At 54.3% G+C, this 13942-nt stretch carries 11 protein-coding genes and 1 tRNA gene; 7 read left to right on the forward strand and 5 right to left on the reverse strand.

The window, feature by feature from the left end; genetic code table 11:
* Together AC3DKE_RS03750 and AC3DKE_RS03755 are read left to right on the forward strand one after the other, a co-directional pair.
* A partial coding sequence (locus tag AC3DKE_RS03750; protein ID WP_487990098.1) for a hypothetical protein occupies window positions 1-767 on the forward strand: 767 nt, incomplete at its 5' end.
* A gap of 2 nt (window positions 768-769) precedes the next feature.
* Entirely contained in the window at window positions 770-2311 is a 1542-nt protein-coding gene (locus AC3DKE_RS03755; protein ID WP_487990099.1) for a hypothetical protein, read from the forward strand.
* A 613-nt stretch (window positions 2312-2924) separates the two neighbouring features.
* On the opposite strand, the gene AC3DKE_RS03760 is transcribed toward AC3DKE_RS03755, so the two are convergent.
* Window positions 2925-3000, reverse strand: a tRNA-Lys gene (locus AC3DKE_RS03760).
* Window positions 3001-3086: 86 nt separating this feature from the next.
* On the reverse strand, window positions 3087-4601 hold the full coding sequence (locus AC3DKE_RS03765; RefSeq protein WP_379069007.1) for a DUF3336 domain-containing protein: 1515 nt from the start codon (window positions 4599-4601) through the stop codon (window positions 3087-3089).
* A gap of 150 nt (window positions 4602-4751) precedes the next feature.
* On the opposite strand from AC3DKE_RS03765, the gene AC3DKE_RS03770 reads away from it, so the two are divergent.
* From AC3DKE_RS03770 to AC3DKE_RS03790, 5 genes are read left to right on the forward strand one after another with little or no spacing between them, the layout of a single operon-like run.
* A complete protein-coding gene (locus AC3DKE_RS03770) occupies window positions 4752-7676 on the forward strand; it encodes an insulinase family protein (protein WP_487990100.1) in 2925 nt (974 codons plus the stop codon).
* 58 nt (window positions 7677-7734) lie between these two features.
* Complete coding sequence (locus AC3DKE_RS03775) at window positions 7735-8589, forward strand: alpha/beta fold hydrolase (RefSeq protein ID WP_411730173.1); 855 nt, start codon at window positions 7735-7737, stop codon at window positions 8587-8589.
* A complete protein-coding gene (locus AC3DKE_RS03780; RefSeq protein WP_379069016.1) occupies window positions 8586-9461 on the forward strand; it encodes an alpha/beta fold hydrolase in 876 nt (291 codons plus the stop codon). Before AC3DKE_RS03775 ends, AC3DKE_RS03780 begins: the two co-directional genes overlap by 4 nt.
* Before the next feature lie 41 nt (window positions 9462-9502).
* Window positions 9503-9976 carry an Mpo1 family 2-hydroxy fatty acid dioxygenase gene (locus AC3DKE_RS03785; protein WP_379069019.1) on the forward strand — a complete coding sequence of 158 codons (474 nt, stop codon included), beginning with the start codon at window positions 9503-9505 and terminating at the stop codon, window positions 9974-9976.
* A 24-nt stretch (window positions 9977-10000) separates the two neighbouring features.
* Window positions 10001-10912 (forward strand): DMT family transporter, encoded by a 912-nt coding sequence (locus AC3DKE_RS03790; RefSeq protein WP_487990101.1) that lies wholly within the window; start codon window positions 10001-10003, stop codon window positions 10910-10912.
* A gap of 74 nt (window positions 10913-10986) precedes the next feature.
* Here the strand turns inward: AC3DKE_RS03790 and AC3DKE_RS03795 are convergent, their stop codons facing one another.
* The 3 genes from AC3DKE_RS03795 to AC3DKE_RS03805 form a co-directional block, all read right to left on the reverse strand.
* Complete coding sequence (locus AC3DKE_RS03795; RefSeq protein WP_340674929.1) at window positions 10987-12441, reverse strand: mechanosensitive ion channel; 1455 nt, start codon at window positions 12439-12441, stop codon at window positions 10987-10989.
* Window positions 12442-12579: 138 nt separating this feature from the next.
* Window positions 12580-13128, reverse strand: a complete 549-nt coding sequence (folE, locus tag AC3DKE_RS03800; protein ID WP_340674991.1) for a GTP cyclohydrolase I FolE — start codon at window positions 13126-13128, stop codon at window positions 12580-12582.
* Window positions 13129-13186: 58 nt separating this feature from the next.
* Window positions 13187-13864 (reverse strand): Smr/MutS family protein, encoded by a 678-nt coding sequence (locus AC3DKE_RS03805; protein WP_379069026.1) that lies wholly within the window; start codon window positions 13862-13864, stop codon window positions 13187-13189.
* Between the last annotated feature and the right edge of the window lie 78 nt (window positions 13865-13942).

Consider the following 13942-nt stretch of genomic DNA (forward strand, 5'->3'; position numbering starts at 1 on the left):
CCGCGCCCGGTATCGTGACGGCTGACTACACGGCAATTTTCCTGGGCGGGGCCTACAAAAATCAGGACTGGAGCAGCAATGCGCGCATTGAGTGGCGCGGTAGCGTCGCCGACACCAAGACCAACCTGTTGCTAGGCGCGCAGCGCAACCTTGAGAAAGGTCGCAGCGTGGCCGCCGGGTTGGCTTACAGCTTGGTCAATGGCAGCAGAAACAGCCGCAAGCTCGACACCCGACTGAGTTATGCGCACCGGCCCTTGAATACCCGATGGATCTGGCTTGACCGGCTGGAGTATGTGCAAGAGTCCACGCAAGATGCAGTGGTGGTCCGCCTGCGTACGCGCAAGCTCATCAACAACCTCAACGCCAACTGGATGCCGAGCCGCAGCACCCAGATCGCGCTGCAGTATGGCGCCAAGTATGTGCAAGACAGCATCGACGGCAGCGCCTACAAAGGCTTTACCGACCTGATCGGCATCGAGGCCCGGCACGACCTCGGCAAACATCTGGACATCGGCCTACATACCGGCATGCTGCGCTCGTTGCAGACCGATGCGTGCGACTACCAGCTCGGCATGTCGGTGGGTATCAAGCTGGCCGACAATGCCTGGCTGTCGGTAGGTTACAACCAGCGCGGCTTTGTCGATCCTGACTTCATCGGCGCTGCGTACCGTGCCCAGGGCCTGTACCTGAACCTGCGAATCAAATTCGACCAGCACACCTTCAACCTCAACGACCGCGACCCGGGTCAGTTGCTACTCAGGCGATAGGTATGCATTTCATGCGACTTTTCAAGTTCTTCAAAGTATGGGCTCTGACTGGACCGCTGCCCTGGATCAGTAAACAGCGCTCGTCCGTGTTTTTGACGCTGTTGCTGCTCTCGCTGCCAGCACAGGCTGTAACATACACTTTCCCCGGTTTCCTGCCCCCAGGTTGCGTCGACAATGGTGGCGGAAGTTACGACTGCGGCGTGCTCTCGCTCGCCGCTGGCGATACGGTCACCATTGACGCACCGACACCTGCCACAGTCACTACCAGCGGTGAATTCGGTACCGGTGCCGGCGTTTTCGTTAACGCAGGGGGGAATATAGCCAATCTCACCCTGGTGATAAACGGCGCGACCACGCTGGGTGCCGGCTCGATTGTGAATGCGAATATGAAAACCTTGGGCGCCGGCGCCGTGACCGTCGGCGCGGACAGTTGGATTGGCGGCAGCGTCAGTACCGAAACGGGCTTCGTCTCCATAGAGGCCGCAACCATTCCACCGCCAGCAGCACCGGCGCCTCAGCAAACTGGGGTGGGTGGCAATGTCAGCACCGTGACGGGCTATGTGCTGATTGGGGCTGATTCAGTCATCAATGGCTCGATTACCACACAGAGTGCTGGCTACGTCGTGCTGGGGGCTAATGCAAAAGTTGGCGGCTCGATTACCACGCTGGGTGCCGGTTACGTCACACTCGGGGCTGACGCACAGGTCAGTGGCTCGATTACAGCCAGTGGCACCACGGGGGCAGACTATGTCACAACCGGGGCTGGAGCCGTAGTCGGCTGCGGTATCAGCACCGCCGGCAGTTATATAGTCCTCGGTGCCAGTACCCAGGTGAGTGGCAATCTCAGCACCAAGATTGGTTACATTACCGTCGGTGCTACTAGCACGGTCGGTGGGCAGATCTCCATGAACGATCCCACCCCGAGCTACATTAGTATTGGTGCGGGGAGCAAAGTTTATGCCGTATGCTGTAATGGCAGCGACGCAAGTTGCGTGAGTGATGGCTCGGGCATAACGCCCGGCCCGTTAGTATGCGTCGTTCCAAGTGAGTCTACCGGAAGTCAATGTGCAGTACCGACGGACCCGCCCAGCCTGGTCTTCATGAAAACCGTCTCTGTCACCAGCGACCCGGTGAACGGCACGACCAACCCGAAAAACATTCCAGGCGCCGAAGTGCTGTACAACCTGCGCGTCACCAACACCGGCGCGGGCTCGGTAGACAACACCACCATCTTTATCACCGACCCGATACCGGCCAACACCGACCTGTTCGTCGGTGATTTGGGGGTGGTGGGTTCGGGACCGATCGTATTTGTGCAAGGCAGCCCCACCAGCAATCTCACCTACACTTTCACCTCGCTCGCCAGCAGCACCGATGATGTCGAGTTTTCCAACGACGGCGGCGCCACTTGGACGTATGTGCCGACGCCGCCCTTTGACCCGACGGTCAATCGGATTCGCCTGAACCCCAAGGGCACCATGGCCGGAGCCAGCGGCGGCTTGAGTCCTTTCTTCGAATTGCGATTCCGAGCGCGCGTCAGATAGTTTTCCGGTTGGCGCAAGGGTACTGACAAGTTAACTCGTGGGTTGAGATAGTTTGGTCATGAGTACCTACAAACGACACCGTTTTCATCCCAGCATCATTAGCTATGCAGCCTGGATCTACTATCGATTAAACATGAGCTTCCGTGATATCGAAGACTTGCTGGCAGAGAAGGGCATCTTTGTCAGTTATGAGGCGATCCGATTGTGGTGTATCAAATTCGGACCTAGCTATGCTCGTAAGCTTAAGCAAAGACATCGCGGTTCAGGGAGCGGGGAATGCGACGGTTCAAATCTCTGAACCAGGCGCAACTATTTCTAACGAACCATGCAGCAATATCTAATTTATTCAATCTTGGAAGACACCTAACCACAGCAAGTCATTATCGACGCAGTCGGACAGCTGCGTTCACAGTGTGGAGAGCAGTGGTTGCTTAAAGGCGCAAAGGTCAACTATTGCTGAGCTAAGAAGTTAACTTGCCAGCACCTACTAAAGGCTTATTTTTAGTGTGCTAACAAGATTGGGCAAAAAAGAGGCACAAAAAGGGCACAAATCGCAGGCAAAAAAAGACGCTCATCAGAGCGTCTTTTTTTCGTTGATAAATCAACAGTGTAGTGGTGGGCCGTCCGCGACTCGAACGCGGGACCAATTGGTTAAAAGCCAACTGCTCTACCAACTGAGCTAACGGCCCACATGCTTGCAAGGCTTGGCCTGTGCTAGCGGGGCGTAGTTTAGGGGCACACTGTCAGTAGGGCAATACCGTTTAGGTTCAACTGATCAAGATTTTACCAATTTATGTGATTTTTCTTGGCTAATGATGGCGCGAACCTCTGCATCGTGCCAATTATGGGCTTTTCGTTTGCGTAAATGAGCAATACAGCGCTCGAGTGTGATGCTGATATCGGACTGTGTGCGGATCTGATCGATCTTCGGCCAAGTCGCGCGCTCGCCTTGCTGGCGGAACCAAACCACGGATTCTTTTGTGGGATTTTGCAGCATGTGCTTGTAGTGCTGGCGCGTGTAGCCATTTGGCGCGATGGTGGCGTCGCCGTGGTAGCTCTGCGAGATCATGGTGTAGGCGTGGCTGAGCATTTGCCGTAGAGCTTCATTGCGCGAGTTATCGTGGATGGTCTGCAAAGTGCCCATACCGAGCATGCGCGCTTGGGTTTTTAAAATACGGCGTGGCAGTGAGCGAATTTTCGCCTTACCTGAGTGGCGCTGCTCGGAAGCCAGTAACGGCACGATGTGCGGGTTAACTTGGCTGGCGATGAAATAGTTGACGTTATAAAGGCGCATCAGGCGGCGGCGCGGCATATCACTGCGCATTGAGCCATCGACCCAACGTTCTAGCGGCATATAAGGCGAGTGTGTGCCTTCAGCGGTTTTCGTAGTCAGTGTCACTGGCGGGAACATAATTGGCACGGCGCAGGATGCGAGCACGGCGCTCCAAACCAATAAGTATGGCGAGGTTAGCTCGTTCATCAGGCGTGACTTTTGGTTGCTACCCACTGGCGAGATGCTGACGTTGATGTGACGGCCAGTTTTCTCGAAGGCTTCTTGGAAGCTCAGCTCGCCGACATTTTGGCGAATAAAGGTCTCTAGCTGTTTCTGATTGGCAAAACCTTTGCCGCGCAGGCCATCGCTAATTTTGTTCCAGCTCCAGGCGTGCTTATAAAGCGCATCGCCATCGTAATAGGATTCCATTTCTTCGCGGGTATGGGTGCCGATCATGGAGGCGACGAGTGAGCCGGCACTAGAGCCGGAGATGACATTGGGCAATAGGCCTTGTTCATCGAGCGCTTTGCAAACACCAATATGGAACATGCCGAGTGTGGCGCCACCAGAGAGTTGTAGGGCAGGGCGGCCGAAGCTGCTTAAGATGTCTTCAAACAGTGTGAGCTTCTCGTCATTGCTGAGGTGCTCGATCTCGGAGTCGCAGAGATACTCCATGCTGGCGCAAACTTGAGTGACGAAATCTTCAATCAGGCGTTTGGTGCCGACATGCGTGCGCGTAAACAAGAGAGGGTTACTCATATTGCCGAGGTCGTGGTGCAGACCTTCGCGTAAGGCACGAATCAGCAGCTTGTGATTATGCGTCGCTTGGCATTGGCGCAGAGTGAGCATGCGCTCGCGCAATAGTTCGTGGTGGTACTGACTCGATGCAGTCTCAATTTTCCATAAATCTAGGCCAGTTAGTGCATCTAGTTCGAGTGAGATTTTGCGCCATTCGCCGTAGCTACTAGCTTGTTCGCGGGCAGCTTTTAAGCGACCGATTTTCGGATTGATGGCCATAATCGAGTACAGTACCGACAATTGTAAAACGTCGATGCTACCATGCGGTCAGGCCTCGTTCATCCGTTTAGAGTATGGAAAGCGGCGTGTCACTGTATGTTTTTTGTCTAGTTATTTATTACGACTTTGTAGTGTGTTTCTTTGGAGGCTATGTTGAATTCTTCTTTATCCCCTGAGTTAGTCAACCATTCTGCTTTTGAGTGCTTGCGCGTGGTGGAGTTGCCGCATTTACAGGCCACGTTTGCGGAGTACCGCCATCGCGTTACCGGCGCGCGCCATTTGCATTTAGCCGCAGATAATCCCGAGAACGTATTTTTGGTGGCGTTTAAAACCATGCCCGAAGATTCGCGCGGCGTGGCGCATATTCTTGAGCACACGGCCTTGTGCGGCTCGGAAAAATACCCCGTGCGCGACCCATTCTTTTTGATGATTCGGCGCTCACTCAACACTTTTATGAATGCCTTCACCGCCAGTGATTGGACAGCGTATCCATTCGCCAGCACCAATACTCAAGATTTCGATAACTTGCTCAGCGTGTATTTAGACGCAGCGTTTTTCCCGCACTTGCACGAATTAGATTTCGCTCAAGAGGGTATACGCCGCGAATTTGCTAGCGACGCCGCTGATGCGCCACTGGTCTATAAAGGTGTGGTGTTTAACGAAATGAAAGGCGCAATGAGCTCGGCGCATAGCGTGCTCTACGAAACGCTCAATCATTATCTATTCCCCAACACGACTTATCACAATAATTCCGGTGGCGACCCAGCGCATATTCCTGATTTAACTCACGATGATCTGCTGGCGTTTCACCGCCGCCATTACCATCCCTCCAATGCCGTGTTCATGACCTTTGGCGATGAGTCGGTGCTGAGCCTGCAAACGCGCTTTCAGGACCAAGCATTGGCGCGCTTTAATGATGTTGCCACGCCAGTTTTGGGCCGCGATGAGAAGCGCTATGTCGCGCCATTAAGCGTTGAAGCTGCGTATGCACCTGAGAGCGATGAAGGCCCGCAAACGCATCATGTCATGGGTTGGTTGCTGGGTTCGGCGAGTGATACCAATGCGCGCTTTGAGGCACATTTATTAAGCGGCGTGTTGTTGGAAAACTCGGCCTCGCCATTGCGCGCGGCATTAGAAACTAGCGAGTTAGGCGAAGCGCCATCAGGCCTATGTGGCGTTGATGACAATAGCCGTGAGATGACGTTTTTGTGCGGGATGGAGGGCTCCGAGCCAGAGCGCGCTGGCGCAGTTGAGGCTTTGATTCTTTCAACGCTTGAGCAGGTTGCGCGCGATGGCATCCCGCTGGCCGATGTTGAGGCTGTGCTGCATCAGTTCGAGCTCAGTCAGCGCGAAATTGGTGGCGATAGCTATCCCTACGGCCTGCAACTATTGCTCAATGGCCTAAGTCCGGCGCTGCAAGATGCCGACCCGATCGCTGTCTGGGATGTTGAGCCAGCCTTGGCGCGCTTGCGTGAGGCCATTAAAGACCCACGTTTTGTGCCTGATCTGGTGCAGCGCGTATTGCTTGATAACCCGCATCGCGTGCGCCTCACCTTGCGCCCCGATGCCGAGCTGTCAACTCGCCGCGATGCGCTTGAAGCTAGCCAATTAGCCGCTGAGTGCGCCCGCTTGAGTGAGGCCGATTGTGCCGATATTCGTACTCAAACCGAGGCCTTGAAGCAGCGCCAAGAAGAAACGCCAAATACCGACATCTTGCCGAAAGTCACACTGGCCGATGTGCCGGCGAAGGCGAAAGCGCTGACTGGCGAGCGAGTGCCGGTTAAGCACGCCGAGCTGCCATTAACGACTTACGCTCAGGGCACTAATGGTCTGTTTTACGAGCAAGTGATCATCGAGCTGCCGCATTTCAGCGCGCGCCAAACGCAATTATTGCCGCTTTATACCTCGGTATTTGCCGAGCTCGGTGCTGGCACGCAGGACTATAAGCAGCTGCAGCAACGCCAAAGTGCCGTGACTGGCGGCTTGCGCATGAGCTTGTCGGCGCGCACCACGCGCACTCAGGCCAATGTGGCGCAGGCGCATTTGATCGTTAGCGGTAAGGCTCTGAGCTATAACCAAGGCGCATTTCAGCAGTTGCTAGACGAGACTTTATTTAACCAACGCTTCGATGAAATCGCGCGTATTGGCGAGCTCTTGGCTCAACTCAAAGGTCGCTGGGAAGGTAGCGTTACTGGTCAAGGCCACGCTTTGGCAATGGGCGCGGCATCTCGTGGCATGAGCGCTTTGGCGGCGTTTCAGCAAAGCCATAGCGGCCTGTTTGGCATTCGTTTCTTGCGCGAATTACATAGCGCAAATGATTTAACGGCGCTGGCTGCTGAGCTCTCAGCCATGCACAGCTTGGTGCTGGCGATGCCGCGCCAACTCTTGATGATTGCCGAGCCTGAAACGCTGGCTCAGGCCAGTGCGCAGGCGCAAAGCATCTGGACAAGCCGCACAGCTGCCGGTGGCGAGACCATGCCGTGGGTAGTGCCAACGGAGCGCGTCAATGAGGCGTGGCTCACGCAGACTCAGGTGCATTTCTGCGCCAGGGCTTATCCGGCAGTGCCGACTGGTCACGCCGATGCTCCGGCCCTGATGGCATTGGGCGGCATTCTGCGAAATGGCTTTTTGCATCGCGCCATCCGTGAGCAGGGCGGTGCTTATGGTGGTGGTGCGAGCTTCGATGGCAATAGCTGTGCCTTCCGCTTCTTCTCCTATCGCGACCCACGCTTAACCGAAACCTTGGCCGACTTCGACGCCAGCTTAGATTGGCTGCATAGCCAGCCACTGCCGGCATCGGCCTTGGAAGAAGTCTTGCTTGGCGTGTTTGCTGATCTCGATAAGCCGATGTCGCCTGCTGGCGAGGCGCGTCAAGATTTCCATCAGCAACTTTATGGCCGCACGCTAGCCGATCGCCAATCGCTGCGCGAGAAACTGTTGGCACTAACTAGCGATGACATTGTGCGCGTGGCCAGCGACTATTTGCGGCCTGAGCTGGCACAAACAGCGGTTATTGCGCCGGTTGCTGCTGCTGAACAGGTTGCCGCGCTGGGCTTGAGCGTACAAAAACTCTAACTTTGATTATGCCCATGTCGCTCAAAGCAGCGGCAGGGCAGCGCGCAGGAGCGCAAGCATGAGCAACACAACACGACCGCTGGTGCATTTTGGCCATGCTAATGGCTTTCCTAGTGGCAGCTACGGCGCTTTTTTTAAAGCGCTAGGCGATGACATCGACGTTATTTCTATACCTAAGCTTGGCCACAATCCGCGCTATGCCATTGCGCCAAATTGGCATGGTTTAGGCGATGAGCTTGCCGACTCTGTGCGCGCGCAAGCCAATGGCCGCCCGGTTATTGCTGTAGGTCATTCCTTGGGCGGCATGTGCTCATTAATTGCTGCACATCGCGACCCCACGTTATTTCAAGGCATGATCCTGATGGACCCAGCCTGTGTTAGCCCTCTGGCCGGGGTATTTGTTGCGTTTATGAAGGCGATTAGGCAAGTCGATCGCATCACGCCCGCTGGTCGCAGCAAAAATCGTCGAGCGCAGTGGCCCAACGCGCAAGCTATGCACGACTCATTGCGCACTAAAGGCCTGTTTAAAGCCTTTAGCGATGAAAGCTTTAAGCTCTATGTGGAGCATGGTCTAGTCGCCGACGGCGATGGCGTGCGTTTGGCATTTGATCCCAAGCGTGAAGTGGAAATGTTCCGCAATACACCGAGCGATAGCTGGCGTTATTGGCGGCCACTGAATATGCCGCGCGTAGTGATGACCGGCGCTGAAAGTGAGTTTTTAAGCAGCGGCGAAATGACGAAGTTGGCGAAAGCCCAGCGCGTACCATTAGAGATAACCGCTGGTAATCATATGTTCCCGCTAGAGCAGCCTGAGCATACGGCTGCGCGTGTACGTGAGCATATTTTGGCGATGCACGCTGGTACGCATGCCAGCATGCCACGCTCGATCAACACTGGCTCGCAAGCAAAATGAGCGACTATCGCATCGCGCTACCGTTAGACCGTGGCGACTTGGCGGTGAAAACATGGCACGACGCATCGATTCAAGCCGTGCCCATCCTCGCAGTACACGGCTGGATGGACAACGCCGGCACATTTAATCGACTCGCGCCTATGCTCAAAGGCCATCGCATTCATGCCCTAGACCTTGCTGGCCACGGCCTTAGCGATCCGCGCCCCGATGGCATGCGCTATCACAACGCCGATTTTCTCGACGACATTTACGCCGCCATGCAGCATATCGCGCCAAATGATGGCCCGCTGATACTACTCGGGCATTCGCTTGGTGCCGGCTTACTCATGCTCTTGGCCGGCATTTTCCCTGAGCGCATCCAAGCCTTGATCATGATCGATGGTCTCGGCCCAATCAGTGCCGACCCTAGCAACTACGCAACCGATACTCGCGCGGCATTGGAAGGCTTAATGAGTTATAGCCCAAGCCGAAGGCCTATCGCCACGGTAGAGCAGGCCGTGACCGCACGCCGCCAAGGTATCACCGGCATGCTTAGCGAATCTGCCTCACGAGATTTATGCGAACGCGCCTTGATCGAGTTTGAGTCTGGCGAATTGCGTTGGCGCACGGATAAACGCTTACGCTTAAACTCGCTGATGCGCTTCAGCGAAGAGCAGGTATTGGCCTGTATTAACGCCATCACTGCGCCGTGCTTATTAGTCACCGGCGATGCTGGCCTGCCTAAGCAGTTGGGCAAAAATAAACCACGTTACGCCGCAAGACTTTCCCACTTTAATCAGCTTGAGCAGGTGAATTTGGCCGGAGGCCATCATTTACATTTAGATGATTGCCCTGAGCAAGTTGCAGATGCTATTAATGCGTTTCTAGCGTAGTTTCACACCTATAACTAAGCGGATTAATCAGGGAGAGTTTTATGCGCAGTATTGACGAATTTTTAAACGAATATGGCAAAACCCATCGCAATCCACGCAATCAGCTCATTCATTTTGTTTGCGTGCCGGTTATTTTAATCAGCTCATTGGCCTTTGGTTGGCCATTAAGCATGGCGATGCTAGGCAGTGAGGCTGCTTGGGCGCCTTATGTCAATGTCGCGACAGTGGCTTCGATATTGATGTTGGCGGCGTTTTATTCGCGCTTAGGATGGCGTGCCGTTGCGGCCATGGTCGTATTCTTAGGCGTCTCCATCGCGGTTATTATGGCGGTCGAAAGCAGTCCCTTGCCGCTGATTTGGACGGCAGTTATCGCTTGGATAGCGGCGTGGCTTGTCCAGCTTATTGGCCACAATATTGAAGGTGCCAAACCTAGCTTTCTTGATGATTTAGTGTTTTTGTTGATCGGGCCATTGTTCGTTCTGGAGGAATGGGGCGTTCCATTGCGCACTAAGTAAGCTCATCCCCCTTGAGGTCTGTCCATGCGTGCGCTGCAACCTGTTGAAAAAGGCTATATTTTCGCGCTGTTAACTATCTGCATTTGGTCAGGCTTCATCGTCATATCGCGTGTTGGCGGGCAAAGTCCGCTAACACCATTCGATGTTGCCGCACTGCGCACGGTGTTTGCCGCTGCCATCCTGATGCCGTGGTGGTTGCCTCGCGTACTGAACTCTTCTAAGCGCAAATTGCCGTGGTATCAATCACTTACCTTTGCCTTATTGGCAGGCGTGAGCTATCCCTTGTTTGCCTATGGCGGCTTCCAATACGCACCGGCTAATCACGGCGCGGTGCTAATCGCTGGCACATTGCCATTTTTTACTACCTTATTTGCCTTGGCGCTGGTGCGCGAAAAGCCAAGCTTTCAGCGCATGTTGGGCTTGGCATTAATCATCTCCGGTGTAACCACGCTATTTGTCGCCATGATGCGCGGCGTCAGCTGGGAGAGCTTGCCTGGCGATCTGATGTTTCTTGGCGCGAGCATTTGTTGGTCGTTATTTGCGGTGTTGCTGCGGCACTGGCAAACCCGCGCCTTCGATGTGACCTTGGGCGTGGTGGCGTTTTCGCTGCTGGTGTATATCCCGATTTATGCCGTGTTTCTGCCAAAAGCTCTATCACAGGCAAGCTGGGGCGATATTGCGCTGCAGGGCTTTTATCAGGGTGGAATTGTTGTCTGTTGCGCGATGTGGACCTTTGCTAAGGCCACCGAATTGCTCGGTGCTGTGCGTGTGGCGGTGATGATGTCTGCGGTGCCAGTAGCTGGTACGTTATTGGCGATTGCCATACTGGGTGAGGTGTTAACACCGGCGTCTGCTATCGGTCTCATGCTTATCTTTTTAGGTGCACTAGTTGGCGCGCTAGCTAGGGCAAGAGTGATATTGCCAGTTAGCCCTTAGTGCATATCCACGGCAGGGCCAACTGACAACATCTTCATGGCGTCACTGCAAGCAGCGCCGCCATGTGCAAGGCTTTAGTCTTCCTTGCGTGATACCCAACGATCAAGCAATTTAGCGGCGGCTTCACGGCCACCCAAGCCAAAGGCGAGGGCGAATGCCACGGCCACAGCGCCTAGCGTTAGGCCAAAGGCGAGATTGACGATGGAGTCGGCAATGCCCATGGCGCGTAGGCCCATGGCAATGACTAAGCCCATAACCAAGGTGCGAACGAGACCGGAGAGCCAGGTGCTTTCGCTGCGATTGTTTTGTGCAACGACCTGCGCCAATACATTCGCTAGCCAGAAGCCCACCAGCAAGATCACCGCACCCAGCAGAATGTCGCCGCCGAACAGGATAAACGCGCTGACTAAGTGGCTGACGGCGCTAAAGCCAAGCTGATTAGCGGCTTCGATGGTGGCGAAGAGCATAGCGAAGAACATCACCAACTGACCGATCACAGCTGACAGTGGACGTGAGCCTAGGGCTTTAGCCATGCCAATTTTTTCTGGCAAGGTGTCGAAGCCGGCACTGGCCATTAGGCGAGTAACAAAGGCCGAGGCGAAGCGCGCGACATAGTAGGTCAGCACAATGATCAACGCGGCTGCGATGATGCCTGGTACGGCTGAAACCAACTGGTCTAGCAAGTTTTTCGCAGGCCCTGCAATCGCTTCAATGGCGAGTGCGTCGAGAGCAGAGATCAATGCTGGCACGAAGATCACCAGAAACACGATGCTGCCAATGCCTTTTGCTAGGTCAATGCTGTCACTTAAGCCCATTTGCGAGGCCGCAGAAGATAAGCGTGTGGCACCTAATAGATTGCTGACGACACCGCTAACGATCTTGGCAACGCCATAACCAACGACGCTTATGACAACAGCGGCGATGATATTGGGCAGATAAGCCATCAAGCTATCGATAAGGTTTTGCACCGGCTGCATCAAACCATCGAGGTTTAATGTACCTAAGATCAGTGGCACAAAAAGCAATAAAATCAGCCAGTAAGCCACTTGGCCCATGTTTTCGCTGATCGGACGCATGCCTGCTTCAGCACTCAAGCGCTCATCGACAGAGGTGGAGTCTAGAAGCTTGGTAATGCCGGTGCGTACTAGCGATGCCAATACCCAACCCACGACTAAAAGCACAAGGCCAGACACTAAGCGCGGCAAATACGTCATGACCTCGCCGAGCATATTCGACAGGGGCGCTGAGACATTGAACAGACTGAGTATATTGAAGCTAGCAATTAGCGCGATTAGGAAGATGAACCAGAACGCAATGCGAGACACAATGGCTTCTAAGTTAGCTTCGATGCCGGTGCTGCTTTGCACGCGAGTATTGAGGCCAACACTGCTTAAGACTTTACGCGATAGGGCCGCAGCCATGAGCGCGACAATCCAGCCAACGAGCAGAAGCAAGAGCGCGCCAATAATGGCAGGCACTTGACCGCTGAGGGTGTCTTGTAGGCGCTCGGCTAATGAAAAATGTTCCACGGGAAATTCTCCAAACCAAGGGAAGTAGCTATCTTATTGATTTCAATAAGGTGCTGCCTTTTTACCCTAGGGGAGATAGCCGCCGCTGTAAACCTTTCGCAGGCTTTCAGCGACGACTGTCATGGTTGGTGGCGATTTTTATCCTGTAATGAGTGACAAATACTCATTACGTGTTTGTGGGTTATCGCGGAACATACCTAGCATGATGGATGTTTTCATCACTGAATTTTGCTTTTCGACTCCACGCATCATCATGCACATATGCTTGGCCTCAATCGTTACTGCCACGCCATGAGCATTAGTAACCTGCTGAATTGCGTCGGCAATTTGCTTGGTGAGGTTTTCTTGAATTTGCAGGCGGCGCGAATACATATCGGCGATGCGAGCTACTTTCGAAAGCCCCAAAACTTGGCCTGATGGAATATAGGCAACATGAACCTTGCCAATGAAGGGCAGTAAATGGTGCTCACAGAGCGAATACAGCTCGATGTCCTTAACCAACACCATTTGGTCATTGTCCGACGGAAAGACTGCACCATTGACCAAGGTGTCTAGGTCTTCGTTATAGCCTTTGCACAGATACTTAAAGGCTTTGGCGGCGCGTTTTGGTGTGTCGAGCAGGCCAGGACGGCCCAGGTCTTCACCCACTGCGCGGATAATATCTGCGTAGGCGTTTTCCATGATTATTCTCGTGTCTTGATTGATAAGGCCTGCACGCTAGCGACTAACGCTCAGGGAGTAAAGCCTACAGCACTTCGGGCTTGTCTAGTCTTGGATCAATTCGCGCTTGCCGGTCGCGTTTTAGCAGCAATAGCACCGCGCCAGTGCCGCCTTCGCGTGCTGGTGCTGAGCTAAAAGCCAGTATTTGCGGCAGCTGTTTGAGCCAGCCATTAACAGCGCTTTTTAGCACGGCTTGGCCGTTAATCAGGCCTTTGCCGTGAACGATTTTGGCGACATGCAGCTGCTCTTTTTGGCAGTTATCGAGCAGGCTAAGTACTGCCTCACGAGCTTGATCTAGTGTGCAGCCGTGTAAATCAACCGCTGCCTGCCATGGTAGTTTGCCGAGCTTGAGTTGCTCGAATTGGCGAGGCTGCACGCCATTTTGCCGAAACTCTAAGATGGCTTCGGGTGCGACACCAGCGAGTAGGGCGACAGTGTCTGATAATGGTTGGTTGGCACGTTCAAGCTCGCCTTCGGCTTGGGCGCGCCGCATTAAGGCTTGTGCGCTAGGTGTGGGGCGGCGCTTGGGTCGAGGCGGTGGCGGTGGAGCTTCCATGCGCGTGGCACCCTGCATGGCTCGAGTGAACAGTTCTTCTTCGCTCAACTCAGGTGGCGGGGCGGCCACAATAGGCTTGGCCAGCTTCGGCACTGGCGTTTCGGCTTTAAGTTGACGCTTCAATGTGGTCAACAACGGGTCTTTCATGACGCTAATTCCTCGTCTGTCGGCGACAGTCTCCCCTTAAGGGCGCTAGCTAGTATAAAATCCAAAGTCTTTGCAGCC

Source organism: Paraperlucidibaca sp. (assembly GCF_982810325.1).

What these genes read in the sequence shown, in the direction of transcription:
- AC3DKE_RS03765 (WP_379069007.1), bottom strand. Translation starts at nt 4,601, where the DNA reads ATGGCCATCAATCCGAAAATCGGTCGCTTAAAAGCTGCCCGCGAACAA.
- AC3DKE_RS03805 (WP_379069026.1), bottom strand. Translation starts at nt 13,864, where the DNA reads ATGAAAGACCCGTTGTTGACCACATTGAAGCGTCAACTTAAAGCCGAA.
- AC3DKE_RS03780 (WP_379069016.1), top strand. Translation starts at nt 8,586, where the DNA reads ATGAGCGACTATCGCATCGCGCTACCGTTAGACCGTGGCGACTTGGCG.
- AC3DKE_RS03775 (WP_411730173.1), top strand. Translation starts at nt 7,735, where the DNA reads ATGAGCAACACAACACGACCGCTGGTGCATTTTGGCCATGCTAATGGC.
- AC3DKE_RS03785 (WP_379069019.1), top strand. Translation starts at nt 9,503, where the DNA reads ATGCGCAGTATTGACGAATTTTTAAACGAATATGGCAAAACCCATCGC.
- AC3DKE_RS03790 (WP_487990101.1), top strand. Translation starts at nt 10,001, where the DNA reads ATGCGTGCGCTGCAACCTGTTGAAAAAGGCTATATTTTCGCGCTGTTA.
- AC3DKE_RS03770 (WP_487990100.1), top strand. Translation starts at nt 4,752, where the DNA reads ATGTTGAATTCTTCTTTATCCCCTGAGTTAGTCAACCATTCTGCTTTT.
- AC3DKE_RS03755 (WP_487990099.1), top strand. Translation starts at nt 770, where the DNA reads ATGCATTTCATGCGACTTTTCAAGTTCTTCAAAGTATGGGCTCTGACT.